This window comes from Microcoleus sp. Pol11C3, assembly GCF_036701485.1.
Taxonomy (GTDB): domain Bacteria; phylum Cyanobacteriota; class Cyanobacteriia; order Cyanobacteriales; family Microcoleaceae; genus Microcoleus.
The window spans coordinates 124,908-140,429 of the sequence record NZ_JAUBQW010000001.1; the positions used below are offsets into that span (position 1 = coordinate 124,908).

General features: G+C 43.5%; 18 protein-coding genes. 9 read left to right on the forward strand and 9 right to left on the reverse strand.

What is annotated here, in order from left to right; all coding sequences use genetic code 11:
- Positions 1–134 precede the first annotated feature (134 nt).
- Both QUA40_RS00545 and QUA40_RS00550 read right to left on the reverse strand, forming a co-directional pair.
- Complete coding sequence (locus QUA40_RS00545) at positions 135–449, reverse strand: hypothetical protein (protein WP_333120914.1); 315 nt, start codon at positions 447–449, stop codon at positions 135–137.
- A gap of 450 nt (positions 450–899) precedes the next feature.
- Positions 900–1,133 (reverse strand): type II toxin-antitoxin system VapB family antitoxin, encoded by a 234-nt coding sequence (locus QUA40_RS00550; RefSeq protein WP_333120916.1) that lies wholly within the window; start codon positions 1,131–1,133, stop codon positions 900–902.
- Positions 1,134–1,471: 338 nt separating this feature from the next.
- Between QUA40_RS00550 and QUA40_RS00555 the strand changes: the two genes are divergently transcribed.
- Entirely contained in the window at positions 1,472–3,445 is a 1,974-nt protein-coding gene (locus QUA40_RS00555; protein WP_333120918.1) for a DUF262 domain-containing protein, read from the forward strand.
- 120 nt (positions 3,446–3,565) lie between these two features.
- On the opposite strand, the gene QUA40_RS00560 is transcribed toward QUA40_RS00555, so the two are convergent.
- The 4 genes from QUA40_RS00560 to argB form a co-directional block, all read right to left on the reverse strand.
- A complete protein-coding gene (locus tag QUA40_RS00560) occupies positions 3,566–3,736 on the reverse strand; it encodes a DUF433 domain-containing protein (protein WP_445300899.1) in 171 nt (56 codons plus the stop codon).
- Positions 3,737–3,814: 78 nt separating this feature from the next.
- Positions 3,815–3,988 carry a type II toxin-antitoxin system VapB family antitoxin gene (locus QUA40_RS00565; RefSeq protein WP_333120920.1) on the reverse strand — a complete coding sequence of 58 codons (174 nt, stop codon included), beginning with the start codon at positions 3,986–3,988 and terminating at the stop codon, positions 3,815–3,817.
- Between the two features lie 399 nt (positions 3,989–4,387).
- A complete protein-coding gene (locus QUA40_RS00570) occupies positions 4,388–4,651 on the reverse strand; it encodes a DUF4926 domain-containing protein (RefSeq protein ID WP_333120922.1) in 264 nt (87 codons plus the stop codon).
- 163 nt (positions 4,652–4,814) lie between these two features.
- Positions 4,815–5,726 (reverse strand): acetylglutamate kinase, encoded by a 912-nt coding sequence (gene argB / locus QUA40_RS00575; RefSeq protein ID WP_333120924.1) that lies wholly within the window; start codon positions 5,724–5,726, stop codon positions 4,815–4,817.
- A 246-nt stretch (positions 5,727–5,972) separates the two neighbouring features.
- Between argB and QUA40_RS00580 the strand changes: the two genes are divergently transcribed.
- A complete protein-coding gene (locus tag QUA40_RS00580) occupies positions 5,973–6,764 on the forward strand; it encodes an HAD family hydrolase (RefSeq protein WP_333120926.1) in 792 nt (263 codons plus the stop codon).
- Positions 6,765–6,925: 161 nt separating this feature from the next.
- Here QUA40_RS00580 and mreD read toward each other — a convergent pair whose 3' ends face one another.
- The 3 genes from mreD to QUA40_RS00595 form a co-directional block, all read right to left on the reverse strand.
- Entirely contained in the window at positions 6,926–7,492 is a 567-nt protein-coding gene (mreD, locus tag QUA40_RS00585) for a rod shape-determining protein MreD (RefSeq protein WP_333120927.1), read from the reverse strand.
- Positions 7,489–8,295 (reverse strand): rod shape-determining protein MreC, encoded by an 807-nt coding sequence (mreC, locus tag QUA40_RS00590; RefSeq protein WP_333120928.1) that lies wholly within the window; start codon positions 8,293–8,295, stop codon positions 7,489–7,491. Before mreC ends, mreD begins: the two co-directional genes overlap by 4 nt.
- Positions 8,296–8,382: 87 nt before the next feature.
- On the reverse strand, positions 8,383–9,390 hold the full coding sequence (locus QUA40_RS00595) for a rod shape-determining protein (RefSeq protein ID WP_006632285.1): 1,008 nt from the start codon (positions 9,388–9,390) through the stop codon (positions 8,383–8,385).
- Between the two features lie 330 nt (positions 9,391–9,720).
- Between QUA40_RS00595 and QUA40_RS00600 the strand changes: the two genes are divergently transcribed.
- The 7 genes from QUA40_RS00600 (at position 9,721) to QUA40_RS00630 (ending at position 15,458) form a co-directional block, all read left to right on the forward strand.
- Positions 9,721–10,080 carry a single-stranded DNA-binding protein gene (locus tag QUA40_RS00600; protein ID WP_333120930.1) on the forward strand — a complete coding sequence of 120 codons (360 nt, stop codon included), beginning with the start codon at positions 9,721–9,723 and terminating at the stop codon, positions 10,078–10,080.
- Between the two features lie 47 nt (positions 10,081–10,127).
- The gene (locus tag QUA40_RS00605) at positions 10,128–10,649 is read left to right on the forward strand and encodes a tetratricopeptide repeat protein (RefSeq protein WP_333120997.1); all 522 of its coding nucleotides are present in this window, start codon (positions 10,128–10,130) and stop codon (positions 10,647–10,649) included.
- A gap of 246 nt (positions 10,650–10,895) precedes the next feature.
- Positions 10,896–11,501 (forward strand): hypothetical protein, encoded by a 606-nt coding sequence (locus QUA40_RS00610; protein WP_333120932.1) that lies wholly within the window; start codon positions 10,896–10,898, stop codon positions 11,499–11,501.
- A 137-nt stretch (positions 11,502–11,638) separates the two neighbouring features.
- Positions 11,639–12,943: a TldD/PmbA family protein gene (locus QUA40_RS00615; protein ID WP_333120934.1), complete on the forward strand. Its 1,305-nt coding sequence runs from the start codon at positions 11,639–11,641 to the stop codon at positions 12,941–12,943.
- Between the two features lie 213 nt (positions 12,944–13,156).
- Positions 13,157–13,981: a DUF3153 domain-containing protein gene (locus QUA40_RS00620; RefSeq protein WP_333120935.1), complete on the forward strand. Its 825-nt coding sequence runs from the start codon at positions 13,157–13,159 to the stop codon at positions 13,979–13,981.
- 201 nt (positions 13,982–14,182) lie between these two features.
- Positions 14,183–14,572 carry a LapA family protein gene (locus tag QUA40_RS00625; RefSeq protein WP_333120937.1) on the forward strand — a complete coding sequence of 130 codons (390 nt, stop codon included), beginning with the start codon at positions 14,183–14,185 and terminating at the stop codon, positions 14,570–14,572.
- 73 nt (positions 14,573–14,645) lie between these two features.
- A complete protein-coding gene (locus tag QUA40_RS00630) occupies positions 14,646–15,458 on the forward strand; it encodes a segregation/condensation protein A (protein WP_333120939.1) in 813 nt (270 codons plus the stop codon).
- Positions 15,459–15,522: the final 64 nt, after the last annotated feature.

Genomic DNA, 15,522 nt, shown 5'->3' on the forward strand with positions numbered 1-15,522 from the left:
GCGGGTGAGGCAGTTTTAATTTTTATATTTTATCAAAAAGTTCCTTCTCAAACTATTAGCTATAAGATTATTAACATGGGTGCCTGTCAGTGGAGGGGCGATCGCCCTTTCTGTCCCAAAGTGCGATCGCCCATCTAATCCTCTTTATGCAAATCTTCTTTTTTATGAGTTTCTGAAGTTGAAGGGAATTCTAGTCGAATGTTAATATCAATTGATACTGTACTTTCTTTGAAACCTATATTAACTATTTTTACTAATGCTTCTGTAGGTACAGAATTATTTATTTTAAATTCAGGAGAAGACTGAGTTTTATATCCGGCTTCCTGTAGGCGATCGCAAATATTGCGCCAATTTCCTACAGGTTCATTCGGTAAATCTGCGAGTTTTTTAACATATTGGTATAAAGTTTTACACAGATAAACCTCTGCACTTTTCGGAGTCTGAAACATTTTTTTAGCTATTTCGGCGGGACTGCAACCGGAAAGTAGCCCTCGGAGATAAAGCTTTTCAGTTTCTGTTAGTCCCCTGCGCGATCGGGGTGAGATTTGCCGTTTAGCTTCTGCAAAAGCTTGGTACAGCCTTTCTAAGTCCCAGTGTTTGGCGGCTTCGGCAAATAAGTCTTCCTTTGAGGCTATTTTCGGGTTTTGTGAGATTTAGCTAACGTTAGCATAACCGAATTTGCTAACGTTTGTTAGTTGTGTGCTATGCTAGCTTTACTTACTGTATTGTTATATACATCAGGCATAGTTGAGCTTGTTGAAGCGGTTAAACGCCGAGTAGAAATACTCAGAGTCAGTAATGGGCGCGATCGTTTTTGACAAGAAATCATTTATTTAATACAAGAAAACACGCGGCAAGTCTCTGTACTTGTCCCGATTCAACACGAGGAAATAACGTGTCTATTTTTTTACGCCTGAATTTAATAACGAATTTTCGCTTGTTTGTCGCTGTTGCTTGTAGTTATAATCTTCATCGTAGTCAATAGTACCGAGCAATTCCAATATTTTTAGTTGCTCGCGACGTTGAATGTACTCGCGTAAAGCCGCTTCAATTAATGTATTAGGTGTTGGATGATTACTCAAATCAAGGGCTTCTTGAAGAAGAGTTTTGTCAATTTCGAGCGTAGTTACCATATATTTTCCTCATGCAAGTAGGGTATGACGCAATTGTCACCGAACAATGCTGTATTTTTAGTGTAACACTGAAAATATATCAATGGGCGATCGCATCTGAACTCAGAACTTCCGGCGTGACTCGTCGCCAAGTTTCTCCCCAAAGAAAGAAATCCTGATTCGGCGTAATGCACCAACTTCCATGTATAATTGCCATATTGATTAGATTGTGATGGAAAAAAATATTGGTTTTTCTTGCGTTAACCCAACGGACGAGAAAAGACTGAAAAAATGACCTTAGTGGTAAACCACTAACATCAAGCCTTAAATAACTTTACTTGAAATATACCTCAAAAAATATGAAAGCATCAGAAACTAAACTACAAAAAATCCTAGAAGGAACCCAACAATATCTTGTTCCGCTATTTCAACGTCCTTATAGCTGGGAAAAACAACAATGGGAAAATTTATGGAATGATCTAATAGACTTGACAGAACAGGAAACTATAACACCTCATTTTATGGGTTCTATTGTCACCTTGCAAACTATTTCTGTACCTGAAGGAGTCTCTAAATATTTATTGATTGATGGTCAACAAAGACTAACAACTATTTTGATTTTATTGGCTGTTGTCCGCGATCGCGCCAAACAACAAAAAGAAACAAATAAACTAGCAGAACAAATTAATAATACTATTCTAATTAATCCTTATGAAACAGGTTTAGAACTATATAAACTACAACCTACTCAAGCAGATCGCGGGAGTTTTCATCACATTATCGATCAGGGTGATCCAAATTTTGAAACATCTTTAATTAATGAGTGTTATCACTTCTTTGACAAAAAAATAAGTCAGAAAGACATTGAATTGAGCTTGATTAAAACAGCCATTATTAGCGGTTTTTCCTTGGTTAGTATTCTTTTAGACAAAGACGAAAATCCGCACTTAGTTTTTGAAAGTTTAAATGCTAAAGGAAAACCATTAAGTCAAGCTGACTTAATTAGAAACTACTTTTTTATGAAGATTAATGAAGAAGAACAGCAGAAAAATTATGCCAAATATTGGGAACCGATGCAAGCTGCTTTAGGTGATAATTTGACTGAGTTTATTCGTCATTACTTAATGAAATATGGTCGGGAAGTTAAAAACGACCAAGTTTATTTGACATTAAAGGATAGGGTTAATGTCAAAAATGCTTTAGAATCTTTAGAAGATTTAGCTAAATTTGCTGATTACTACAATAAACTAATTAATCCGAGTCAGGAAACCAATAAATATATTAATAGTTGGCTGATGCGGATCAAACGACTAGAATTAACTACAGTCTATCCATTTCTACTCAATTGTTATGATGATTACAGCGAAGGTAAATTTTCAATTGATGAATTTGTGGAAGTCTTAAAGATTCTTGAAAATTTTATTATTCGGCGTTTTGTTTGTAACCTTCCCACTAACTCCCTAAACAAAATGTTTCCTTCTCTATACAGTCAAATTAAACAAAAAATAGATCAAAATTTTATGGTGGGATTAAAGGAAACTCTTAGTAGCAAAAACTATCCCAAGGACGAGAAGTTTAAATCAATGTTAAAAGAAGTAGAACTTTATGGTGTTAAGAAGTCAGAAAAGGCTAGACTAATTTTAGAATCAATCGAACAATCATTCGGTCATAAAGAAGGGGTATCTTTCAATAATCTTTCAATTGAACATATTATGCCCCAAAAGCTAAATAAAGATTGGGAAAAATCTTTAGGGGAAGATTGGGAAATAATTCACGAACTTTTATTACATACGCTGGGAAATTTAACTTTAACAGGATATAATCCCGAACTTTCTAATCATCCTTTTCCAAAAAAGCGGGAGATTTTACTAGAAAGTCATCTGGAATTAAATCAGTATTTTCAAGAAAAAACAACCTGGAATAGAGAAGATATTGAACAGCGATCGGAAGATTTAGCCGAAATTTGCCTGAAAATATGGCCCTACTTTGGGGAAGGATCGGGACAAGAAAAAGTTGAGGGTATAGTTAGGGGAACAAAACCGAAAGTTTTGTTTGTAAATGGCAAAAAATATACTGTTAAAACCTGGCGTGATGTGTTGGAAACTACCCTAAATATTGTTGCTGATTTAGATGAAGATAAGTTTCAGGAATTAGTTCAAGATTATCCTCGTTTTGTGAATTGGAATGATCAAAATTTAAGATATTCCAGACAACTAGAAAACGGGGCATTTATTGAAGTTAATTTATCGGCTGAAGATATTAATTCATTTTGTTTAAAAGTGATTGAAAGAGTCGGATTAAGTTCCGAAGATTGGCAAGTTGAAACGATTTAGATTGATTTAAAAAATTACCAGAAACCGGGTTTTTTCAAAAAATCACTGTAGAAAACTCAAATTCTGTAAAAACCAGGTTTCTGACCTATAGATTCAGACGAGAGGGCGGGTTTAATTAGATTATAGATTGGAATTGAAGATTTTTTGAGAACCCGACCCTACGGAAGTAATACCCAAACGCCACAATTCTACGATCGCACGAACGGAAGTTCTCGTTCCTGCGATAATTGGTTCCCCTTGCAAGATTTCAGGGTGACGTGCGACATAACGCGAAGCAGATTGTGTAGTCATGATAGATTAACCGGACACATCGATCTTGATTATAACTTACCCTAAAACTCGGTTTGGTTGATGACACTTTAACATCACCTAATTTTCATTATCGTAGTCAATAGTACCAAACAATTCCATTAGTTTGAGTTGTTTGCGACGTTGAATGTACTCGCGTAAAACAGCTTCGATTAATGTAGTAGGTGTGGGATGATTACTCAAATCAAGGGCTTCTTGAAGGAGAGTTTTGTCAATTTCGAGCGTAGTTACCATATATTTTCCTCGTGCAAGTAGGGTATCACGCAATTGCCACCGAACAATGCTTTAATTTTAGTGTAGCACTGAAACTCTATCAATGGGCGATCGCTTTCTGCATTTAGTTCGCGGGAGAATGAAAAGCCTGTTTAGCGTAAGTCAGGCAAGTCGGCATTTATGAGAAGTGCTCAAAGCTCGATCGCGATTTGGAATTTTTGATGGCAGGCGGCATCCCGCGTCATTTATTTAAAATACTGACTGACAACGATGACATTGATTTGAAGCCTGTAACGCAATACCTCGAAGCAGTTTCATAATGTCTTGGGTGTAGCGCAATTTTTCCTTTTCTCTAGTACGATCACGCTTTTTTTCCCAAAGTCCGATCGCCCTTATCCAACTTCTATTCTCCTCACATTACTAAGCAACTGCAAGTTCATATTGCAGAACTAAAATTTCATCCGCGTTCAACATAGCCATAGCATATTCACTCCCTTGACTATCAGCAAACTCCACTAAATACTGAGATTCTTTTCCCGTATCATACACTTCAACAATCGTTCCCACAAGTCCAACTGGCAAACTAGAAATAGATGCGTATTCTGGTTCCACTAGCGCTAATCGCGTATGTGAAATAGGCTTGAGAATCGCAACAGAATCCAAAACTCTAAAGTGTTTGATCATAGTTTAAGAAAAGCTGAAATTCAACAATGGTTAGAATTAGTTGAAGTCATTTCCCCGAAGTACCCTCTTAAGGTTTGTAAGGGCAGGTTTAGTTAGGATATACGCAATCGCAGCGAGTTTACCCCTTTCACGCACCCGCCCTCCCCACGGTAGGATTTACCCCTTACTTAGGCCTTAAGTTCGCGCTGCTAAACTCAGAAGCCACAATCATCGACCCAATCCCCGCATCCGTAAATATTTCTTGCAGCAAAGCATGAGGAATTCGACCGTCAATAATGTGAGCACCCTTTACACCCTGAGCCAAACTCCGCACACAACAATTAACTTTCGGAATCATCCCGCCAGACACAACTCCCGACTCAACCAACTCTCTCGCTTCCTGAATATCTAACTTAGCAATCAGACTATCCGGCTTGTGATAATCCTCTAAAATTCCCGCAGTATCAGTCATCAAAATCAACTTTTCCGCTCCCAAACCAGCCGCGATTTCTCCAGCCACCGTGTCAGCATTAATGTTGTAAGATTGACCATTTTCATCCGCTGCCACGCTCGAAACCACCGGAATATAACCGCTGTTCACCAAAGACTCCAAAATCTGGATTTTCACGCCGCTGACTTCACCAACAAACCCAATTCCCTCCCTGCCATCTGGACGAGCTTGAATCAGATTGGCATCCTTGCCGCACAATCCCACTGCTTTGCCGCCAGCTTGGTTGATTAACGAAACAATTTCCTTATTTACTTTCCCCACCAAAACCATTTCTACAACTTCCATTGTTGCCGCATCAGTCACTCTCAAACCATCCTTGAATTGCGGCTCAATTCCCAATTTTTCCAGCCAAATATTAATTTCCGGGCCCCCGCCGTGAACCACAACCGGACGCATCCCCACGCAAGCTAGCAGCACAATATCCCGAACCACTTTGTCTTTGAGCGTGCTATCTTTCATCGCCGCACCGCCATATTTGACCACTATGGTGCGACCGGCAAAGTGTTGAATGTAAGGCAGTGCTTCGGACAGCACCTCTACTCGATTAGTGTCCGAATTCCTAACAAAATCGCTTTGTTTGAGCATGGGTAAATTACAAAAGACTAAAAACTTAATTCTAAACTTTAATGGCTAAAGCACATATTAACAGCCACAAAAATCACTTTTTCCCTTGAATTTATCCACGCGCAGGCTCGATCGCCCTTATTGAGCCCCATCCTCAAAAAATTAATAGGTTTTTTTAATAAGATCATTAAAAATTATGTATTATAACTTATACATTTTTTGCTACAGTCAAGAAATGTCTAACTCCCTTGATTTACTTAACGTTTTATGTTAACTGCTGTCGCCCAAGACTCCCAAAACCTTCAGTACAAGCTACCATCAGAGGCTGACTCGTCCCCCCGGATGACGGTATTTTGCGATTTAGACGGGCCCATAGTCGATGTGTCCGATCGCTACTATGCCACCTATCAACAGGGATTAGCAGACACTCAAGCAGCTTATCTTGCTAGGGGAATCAACCTCAACCTCCAAATCCTCAGCAAACAGCAGTTTTGGCAAATGAAACAAAACCGAGTACCCGATGCTGAAATAGCCAAAAGTTCCGGCTTGTCGGGAGAAGAAATTCACGTTTTTCTCGGATGCGTGAGTCGGATTGTCAATCAGCCAGACTTGTTGCACTTAGATCGCATCCAGCCGGGAGTGCAATGGGCGATCGGACTTTTGCACTCCCGTGGCGTGCGGCTGATTTTAGTTACCCTGCGGCCGAGAAATCAAGCCGTTCAACTGTTACAAAATTACGGTTTAGCCAGACTGTTTACCAGCATTCGCGGAACTCAGATGCCGGATGCCGCCTATCACAACTATACAGCCTTAAAAACGGAATTGTTGGCTGAAGTTGCAGAAGAATTTGAGTCATCGCTGGGTTCGGCTTGGATGATCGGAGATACAGAAGCAGACATCCTCGCAGGACAAGCATTAGGAATACCTACAATTGCCGTTACCTGCGGAATTCGCAGCCGCTATCAACTGCAAAAGCACCAGCCTAATTTAATTCTCAGCGACTTGATTATTGCCGTTCATCACTTATTAGGTTCCAGCCAACAAGTAATAGTAGAATGACTACAGCCTTGAATGTACTTCGCCCCTTAGAAACCGGGTTTTTTACCGAATCGGTGGACTGAAATTAAGTGTTTTCGTAAAAAACCCGCTTTCTCGCCACTCGCGCGTAAGTCCCAATTAAGCTAACTAATGAAAACTGAAAACTGTCAACTGTCAACTGACTAAGGCTTTTCTAAATTCCTGGTCATTTCCCACAAACGATTGAGGGGAAAATAAATCACCGGAGCCCAAAGACTGCTAAGAATAGCAGAACACAAAGCCACTCGCTGGTGATAGCTCCAAATTTCCAGTAAAGCCCGATCGCCCATAGCAAAAAATTGCAGCCCCATCACCGTTTCCGCTACCACCGCCATCCCAAACACAATTAACGCGATCGGAATCGGATCTCTCTCAACAATATCTACCGGAATCGACCAGGTTTTCTGCAAAACAACTGTTAAGACTCCTACAAAAACTAGACTGACAGCATGGGTGGGATGAGGAGCTGTCATCGCATCTTGAAGAAACCCCAAAACCAAGCCCATGCTAGCAGCTCCCCAAACTGTACGTTTCCGCTTAATACTCCAAGCTACCAACCAAATTAACAGCCAGTTAGGTCCAATTCCCAGCAATTCCATTCCCGGCATCCGAGTGGGCAATATCAGTATGCACAGCATCACAGATAGAAATGTAACTGCGAAGTTGAGAAATTGGCGCGATCGCGAAGACATCCGAGATAAAGCTTTCATTGTTGCTGTACTCCCCCAGATGCAGCAGAAGATTGACTCTGCGAATCCTTTGATTCGGCTTGCTTAGAGTGGGGGTAAACCACCGCCCACTCCAGAGCATTCATCGGTGCAGAGAACTCAACAACAGCTTCGGGAGCCGGAGTTTTATTCATATCCACCGAAACCACTTTTCCCACCGGCAAACCAGCAGGGAACAACTGACTATAAGAAGAAGTTGAAACCACATCCCCAGGCTTGACATTGGGAACATTCTCAAAAAACTCCATCACAGCCTGATTTCCGCCTTTACCGCGCATAAAACCCATGTGGCGACTGCGGGTAATTCCCACACCTAATTGACTCGTAGCGTCGCTGACTAACAGCACCAAGCTAGTATTAGGAGTAACGCTGACCACCCTGCCTACTAAACCGCCGGGACCCATCACAGTAAAATCTGTTTTGATGCCATCGTTACTGCCGCGCCCCAAGGTTACTTGCTGCCACCAGTGGTCGGCACTGCGGCCGACAATAGGAGCAACAATCCCTTTAGGTTTCTGAGCCGAAACGTAACCTAAAAGCTCTTTTAGCTTCTGATTTTGAGTTTCTAATTCTAATAGCTGCGCTTGCAATTCTTGAGTGCGCGCCGAGATGAGTTCCTCTTGCCCCGAGCCGTTGGGGTGAAACGGACGAGTCACCCAATTGTAAACTTCAAATACTGCCGCACCTTGTGTTTGCCGAACTCCCCAAGCGGCAGTTACAGCTAAACCTAGAAGAGCAATTTGCAGCCGCAGATCCCACCACTTTCGGAATGTATTTTTTAGCATAATTTCACTAATCTAAAATTGTTATGTCAGGATTTTAGATTTGAGATGGCAGCCCTATTTCTAAATCCAAAATCCCAAATTTGTTAACTACATATTACGCGACGACTGCCCGCTGAAAACCCGTTCCAACTGTTTGTTTTCTAATACCCTACCAGTTCCCAAAACCACGCAGCACAGCGGATCTGCCGCCACGTGAGTGACAATTCCTGTTTCGTGACTGATCAGAGTATCTAAACCTTTCATCAGGGCGCCACCACCAGCCAGCATAATTCCCCTGTCAATAATATCTGCTGCTAATTCCGGGGGAGTGCGTTCCAAAGTACGCTTGACAGCTTCCACAATTACTGAAAGCGGTTCCGACATACTTTCGCGAATTTCTGGGCCTTTGATCGTAACAGTTCGCGGCAAACCAGACAGTAAGTGCAAGCCTCGCACTTCCATCATTACGTCGTCATCCTCTGGAGTTGGATATGCAGAACCAACCTGAATCTTAATTTCTTCAGCAGTGCGTTCGCCGATGACCAAATTGTGAACTTTTTTCATGTATTGGACGATCGCCTCATTGAGTTCGTCGCCGGCTACCCGCACAGACTCACTGATCACCGTACCTTGCAAACTCAAAACCGCAACTTCCGTCGTACCTCCGCCGATATCTATAATCATATTGCCAGTCGCCTCAGCAACAGGCAGTCCAGCCCCGATCGCCGCAGCGATGGGTTCATCAATTAACCGTACTTCTCTAGCACCGGCCTGAGTCGCCGCCTCAATGACAGCACGCCTCTCGACTCCGGTGACACCGCTGGGGATACCAATAATTATCCGGGGCGAAACTAAGCTTCGGCCTTCGTGAACCCTGCGGATAAAAGTCTTAAGCATCAGTTCCGCCGTATCAAAGTCTGCGATTACCCCGTCGCGAAGCGGGCGCAGTGCTATGACATTCCCTGGCGTGCGCCCGAGCATTTTTTTGGCTTCTTCTCCAACAGCCAGCGGTATTTTTAAATCTTGGTCGATCGCCACTACAGAAGGTTCCTGCAGAACAATACCTTTGCCCGATACATAAACGAGCGTGTTAGCAGTACCGAGGTCGATACCCATATCTCTAGATAACGAAAATCGATTGAGAAGACCCACTGATTTGTACCCCCCCCATAAACTAAAATACTATTGTGTGCAATAATGTTGTTACAAAAGTGTAACCGAGGTGGATTCTATTACGTTTTTCATCCTGAGTCTAGTCAGAAATGTACATTGTCGAGCTCAGGTTGAGCGCAGACTCGCCAATCATCCACTATCAATATGTTCTGCTAACTGGGTGTACAATCAGGATGAAGCCTCACAAGCGTTGTTCCAAGTTCAGTTTGGAGGCTAATGCGCGTGTGGACTGTTTAACTACATCACCGATCGACCACATTCCCAAAAAAGTTTATGAGTCTTAATGTTGTGACTTTAGTAGGCCGCGTCGGCGGCGACCCGGACGTGAAGTATTTTGAGTCGGGTACAGTGAAGTGTAGTTTGACGCTGGCAGTGAATCGCAGAACCAAGAACAGCGATCAACCAGACTGGTTCAATCTGGAAATCTGGGGCAAAACAGCGCAGATTGCTGCTGACTACGTTCGCAAAGGCTCTCTAATTGGCGTCACAGGCTCTTTGAAGTTCGATCGCTGGCAAGACCGCAATACGGGTTCCAATCGCTCGAAGCCGGTAATTAAGGTAGACCATTTAGACTTGCTGGGTTCCAAACGCGACAACGAGTCGGGTATGTCGCAACAAAACAGCGAATTCTAGCGTTTGGGGAATTTGGGAAGTAATATTTGGGAATTGGGTGGGTGCTCGTGACTTCAGAAAAGTTAGAAATTGTTCAAACTGAGTACCAAGCTGGGCAAATAGCTTTTGAGAGTGGCCGGTATGCTCAAGCTGTGCAGAGTTTAGAAACAGCTACCGGTTTAGTCGATCGCACTTCCCGGTTGGGCGGCGAGGTGCAGATGTGGCTAGTGACAGCCTACGAAGCCTCTGGCAATACAGAAATGGCGATCGAGCTTTGCCGCAAGCTCACCCGCCATCCCCGCCAAGAAACCCGCCAGCAAGCAAAGCGCTTGCTGTTCATTCTCGAAGCTCCCAAACTTACTATCCCTCCTGAATGGATGGTGAAAATCCCTGATTTGGCAGCTTTAGATGAAAATCAATCAATCAGTTTTCAAGCCAATCCAAACGCTGATATCAAGTACGCTAAACCCAAGCCCGCCGTACCAGAGCCAGTAGATTTGAGTCAGGTTAATACGAAAGATAATAGGTTTATCTGGGTGGCGTTAATTGCGATCGGGCTAATTTTAGGTGGCTTATTTATTAGTTATTAATCATTTTTTCATTCGCACAAACTTTATCTGTAGGGGGCGCCTCGCCCCACCATACCCCTACCAGGAATGAGAATTAAATACCTTACAATTTTGATGGTTCTTGTGGGATGGGCGTCCCGCCCGTCCAGAAAGGGCGGGCGGGACGCCCAACCCCTACTCCCCACAAACTTGTGTAAATTATTTAATTTGCGATCCCAATAGCGGAGTAAACCATTTTTTTGCCTTACTCCTGAGAGAAGTTATGCAATGCCTTTTAGCAATTATAAAAGTATCAGCGCCGTCGCCAAAGAATTCCAAATTAATTACCTGCGGGATAATTTCCTTGTCGAAACAGAATTTGCAGTCAGCGACGTTTTTCGGAATGAATTAGAATTGATTTTCAATGACGGAGTATTTGACAACTCGGAAATCGCCATTTGTGAAAATATCATTTATCCTGTATTAAAAGAAGTTTGGAAAAATTATCGAAGTAATTTTCTCCTGTGGAGTCACCAAACCTTAGTCTATAATGAGAATCTGTCAGGAATTCCAGATTATATATTGGCGAAGCGCTCACCCCTCGGCACAGTAGTTTTTGACAAGCCCTATTTCATATTAGTTGAAGCCAAGAAAGAGAGCGCATTTGATGAAGGATGGGGGCAGTGTTTGGCAGAAATGATCGCCGTGCAGCGACTTAACAATGAACCCGAACAAACTATCTTTGGTATTGTTTCTAATGGGGCTATTTGGCAGTTTGGCAAGCTGAAATTAGAAATGTTTACTCAAAATAAATTTTTCTATACAATTCAGGACTTAGAGCGACTGTTTGCAGCCGTTAACTATGTTTTTAAACAGTGTGAATTACAATTATAGGAGAAGGAAAAAGTTAGGAACGACACTGATTTTCACACGGATACACGGCTTAATTATCAAGCAGGAGGCAGGAGTCAGAAGTTGAATAGCGATAATTGCTAAAATAAAAAAAAGACCAAACCAGAAAGGCTATTATTGTGAGCGATTCAACCGTAGACCAGATTTTGAAATTGGCCTCTCAGCGCGCCGATGCGGCTGAAGTATACTACCTGTCGAGTCAAGACACCCCCATAGAATTTGAAAACAATCGCCTCAAATCCCTGCAAACCAAAGCACTGCAAGGCGTAGCACTCCGGCTGATTTACCAAGGCAAAATCGGTTTTGCTAGTTCCACAGATTTAACGCGGATAGACGATTTAGTAGATGCAGCGATTCAAACAGCCGAAATCGGCGACCCCGCAGAATTTGAACTCGCCTCCAACTTCCACCTAAAAGGCCCGGAAACCACCTACACTCCACCCACTACTCAAGAATTAGTCGAAAACGGCAAAAACCTGATCGAGCAAGTTCACGCCTACAATCCCGATATTATGGTAGATGTCGGCTTCCACGTCCGCAGCGGCAGAGTGAAAATTGCCACGACGCAAGACCTGTATGCCGAAAGAAGCAGCCAAATAGTCAGCGGCTCGATCGCCGGAAATTTGGTACAGGGAGAAGACTTTATGCAAGCATATAGCTACGATGTGGCGCGCGATCGCCCCCTCGACACCAACAGCATCCTCCAATCACTCCTTGAAAAATACCGCCTCGCCGAAAATTCAGCCACCATCACCAGCGGTTCATACCCAGTATTATTCACCCCCAACGCCGCCGCTAGCACCCTCGGCAGCTTGTTTGATACCATCCTTTCAGGTCAAGCAGTAGTTCAAAAAGCTTCTCCCCTAGCCGACAAAATCGGCGAAACCTTATTTGACGAACGCTTTACCTTTTTTGAAGACCCCACTTTAGGCCCTTCTGCTTGTCCCTTTGACGACGAAGGTACACCCACCACCCGCAAAGTCTTGATAGACAAAGGTACTGTCACCGGATTTTATTGGGATCGCAGGTGGGCCGCTCGCGCCGGTGTACAATCAACCGGCAACGGTTTTCGCGGCGGATTGTCTCGCCCAGGCCCTGATTTGACTAACTTTTGCATTTCCCCTGGAAATACCACCACTCAAGACTTGATTGCTAGCATGGACGAAGGTCTAATAGTAGAGCAGGTTTTAGGTGCCGGTCAGTCCAATCAATTAGCTGGCGAATTTTCTGTCAATTTGGACTTAGGCTATAAAGTAGAAAAAGGCAAAATTGTGGGTCGCGTCAAGAATACAATGGTGGCAGGCAGCATTTTTGAAGCCTTTAAAAATTTGGCAGATTTGAGCAGCGAAGCCGAATGGGTAGGCGGTGCGGCATATTTGCCGAGTATGCTGTTTCAACATTTGGGTGTAGCTTCCAGGCAATAAGTTCAGTGCGGTTTTACTCGTTACCAGGCTCTGCCTGGTAATACATATCATGAGGCTATGCCTCGAATTTGGATGAAATCTTGCGAGGCAAAGCCTCTGGACATTGGTTCCCAGGCAGAGCCTAGGAACCAGTTAAACAAACATAGAAACAGTGTCGGCAATTCAACGCTTTGCTAATTCATGCAAATAGGTAAAAATAGGGAAAAATGTATAATGAAAGAGCAAAATGTCAAGGATGGAACTGGGAAGAAGAAAAAGAATTTTTTCTTTCTTTTACCTTTGGTTTTTTGCCTTTTAACTCTAGTGACTGGATGCGTTCAGTACGATGTCGGGGTGAACTTTGAGAGTCAAACTCGCGGCGAAATCGTGCAGCACATTAAACTGGGGGAAAGGTTGACGAGCTTCAGCAGCGAAACTGTTGCAGAATGGTTGAAAAGCGTAGAACGCCGGGTGAGGTTGCTGGACGGAAAAACTAAACGGCTTTCCCCCACAGAAGTTCTAGTGAGGATTCCTTTCAATAATGGAGCCGAGTTACAAGACAAGTTCAACCAATTTTACAATCCGATCGCACCAACCACAAAGTATCGGGCCGCAAGTCCGCTAGAAACAGATTTGCCGAAGTTTGAATCTCACCTTAGTGTCAAGCAGAATAATTTGTTATTGGTGCTGCGAAATCGATTGAGTTTGGAATTGGATTTGCGCTCTCTTTCACTGCTTTCTTCTAATGGCAGTCTGCTGCTGAGTCCGGGGGGACTTTTGGAGCTAGACTTTAGCTTGAACACGCCTTGGGGCGCCGAAAGTATTGAAACTGTCGCCGGTGCGCTGGTTCCCGAAAGCTATCAGCAGGGGAAACAGTTAGTTTGGAAGCTCAAACCCGGGGAAATTAACTATTTGGAGGCGATATTCTGGATTCCCAGTCCCGTAGGAATTGGGGCGCTGATTATTGCCTTATTTGTGGCCGCGGGCAATGCTTTGAAATATCAAATATTGCCAGCACTGGGAATGGCCAAGAAACCGCAAAACATCGGTCAAACCTAAAGAGGATATGTCCTAGAGGGGCGGGTTAACCAATATCTTCAATCAACTCTCAGAACTCCAATAAACCCGCCCCTCCCCGGATATTATGGTTAATTGACTGGATTTGATATTATCAAAAAAAACTGAGAACCTCTGTCAAAAAACAGTTGACAAATGGTAAATAATTTGCTTAAGCTGAATTGAGAATTAGGAACAGAGAAAATGCGATCGCTAAATTTCTTCTTCATCTTTCTGATTTGCTTGGCTCTAGTATTATTCAGCATCGAAAATACAGAGCCAGTCGCGATTCAAGTTATCAAAGGCGTCCAAGTTAAAGCTCCGCTGTGCGTAGAACTAATTGTAGCGACTGGATTAGGGGCAACCCTAGCGTGGCTGTTCAGTCTGTGGTCGAGAATGCAGCGAACCCTCGCCTCGCGCCAACAACTCCGCCAAGTTCGCGAAAAAGAGCAGCGGATTCAGGAATTAGAACAAAATCTTGAACGCTATAAAGCCGAAATAGAAGGCAAACAACCTTTGTTAGAAAGTGCAGAACCGATAAGTTTAGAAATAGCAGCAATTGAGGGCACAACTGCTGAAATGACCGCCAATTAACTTGATATGCTCTCTCGTTTTCTCAGAGGCAAAATCTAAAATCTAAAATCTAAAATCTAAAATCTAAAATCGAATGGCCGTTTCCCGAGACCAAGATGGCTTAGCAACGATTTCCGAGGGGATCGCAATTTTAATTGACCTAGCCGAACGGGGAGAAATTGATCCTTGGGACGTTAAGGTAATTGAAGTGTTCGATCGATGTTTGAGCAAGCTTACGAACGCCTGTGATGCCGATCCAAGTAAGGATTTCTCCGATTTGTCTCACTCCGGTCAAGCGTTTTTGTACGCTTCAATGCTGGTGTTGCTCAAAGCAGAAAGTATCGTCCTCTCAGAACCCCCCGTGAACCCCGACTCGGACGAGGGGGAACTAGAAGATGCAGAGCACTTAGGCGGACGACATTTGCCGCAGCATCTGGAGCGACAATTGCGCCGTCGGGGTGTAGCTCAACTGCCGCAAAAACGCCCGGTGACTCTCCCCGAACTAATTGAGCAGTTGCAGCTAATGAAAGCAGCAATGGAGCAGACAGTTGCCCCCCGGCGTCGCCCTACCTCAAAAATGCGATCGCAAGCAGCGCAGGCTATCTTTGAGCTAGCTCACCAAGAAAATTTGGTGGAAACTGCTAGTGAACTCGATCGGTTTCTGGCAGAACGGGGCCAAGAAATTGACGAGGGTTGGCTGGACTTGGAACAACTGCTGGAACTTTGGCCTCATAAGGATTTGCACTCCTCTGTTGACCCAGAACCTCCGGTATCGACTGGGGAAGTTCACTTGCCAAATCATGACCGCGTGGGTATCTTTTGGGCGCTGTTGCTACTGTCGGCTCAGTCTAAAGTAGAGTTGCTTCAAGAGGAGTTTTATAAAGACCTGAAAATCCGGGCGCTTTGAGCTTGCAGGGTATTAGTTTCTCCGGCGAAACTAATAACTGTGTCGCTGCGTCGGTTAAAATTCC

Bases quoted from the DNA above. Each gene is read 5' to 3' on its own strand.
- QUA40_RS00570 (WP_333120922.1), bottom strand. From the start codon at position 4,651: ATGATCAAACACTTTAGAGTTTTGGATTCTGTTGCGATTCTCAAGCCT.
- QUA40_RS00555 (WP_333120918.1), top strand. From the start codon at position 1,472: ATGAAAGCATCAGAAACTAAACTACAAAAAATCCTAGAAGGAACCCAA.
- QUA40_RS00630 (WP_333120939.1), top strand. From the start codon at position 14,646: ATGGCCGTTTCCCGAGACCAAGATGGCTTAGCAACGATTTCCGAGGGG.
- mreC (WP_333120928.1), bottom strand. From the start codon at position 8,295: ATGCTAAAAAATACATTCCGAAAGTGGTGGGATCTGCGGCTGCAAATT.
- QUA40_RS00625 (WP_333120937.1), top strand. From the start codon at position 14,183: ATGCGATCGCTAAATTTCTTCTTCATCTTTCTGATTTGCTTGGCTCTA.
- QUA40_RS00600 (WP_333120930.1), top strand. From the start codon at position 9,721: ATGAGTCTTAATGTTGTGACTTTAGTAGGCCGCGTCGGCGGCGACCCG.
- QUA40_RS00545 (WP_333120914.1), bottom strand. From the start codon at position 449: ATGTTTCAGACTCCGAAAAGTGCAGAGGTTTATCTGTGTAAAACTTTA.
- QUA40_RS00550 (WP_333120916.1), bottom strand. From the start codon at position 1,133: ATGGTAACTACGCTCGAAATTGACAAAACTCTTCTTCAAGAAGCCCTT.
- argB (WP_333120924.1), bottom strand. From the start codon at position 5,726: ATGCTCAAACAAAGCGATTTTGTTAGGAATTCGGACACTAATCGAGTA.
- QUA40_RS00580 (WP_333120926.1), top strand. From the start codon at position 5,973: ATGTTAACTGCTGTCGCCCAAGACTCCCAAAACCTTCAGTACAAGCTA.
- QUA40_RS00565 (WP_333120920.1), bottom strand. From the start codon at position 3,988: ATGGTAACTACGCTCGAAATTGACAAAACTCTCCTTCAAGAAGCCCTT.
- mreD (WP_333120927.1), bottom strand. From the start codon at position 7,492: ATGAAAGCTTTATCTCGGATGTCTTCGCGATCGCGCCAATTTCTCAAC.
- QUA40_RS00620 (WP_333120935.1), top strand. From the start codon at position 13,157: ATGAAAGAGCAAAATGTCAAGGATGGAACTGGGAAGAAGAAAAAGAAT.
- QUA40_RS00610 (WP_333120932.1), top strand. From the start codon at position 10,896: ATGCCTTTTAGCAATTATAAAAGTATCAGCGCCGTCGCCAAAGAATTC.
- QUA40_RS00560 (WP_445300899.1), bottom strand. From the start codon at position 3,736: ATGACTACACAATCTGCTTCGCGTTATGTCGCACGTCACCCTGAAATC.
- QUA40_RS00595 (WP_006632285.1), bottom strand. From the start codon at position 9,390: ATGGGTATCGACCTCGGTACTGCTAACACGCTCGTTTATGTATCGGGC.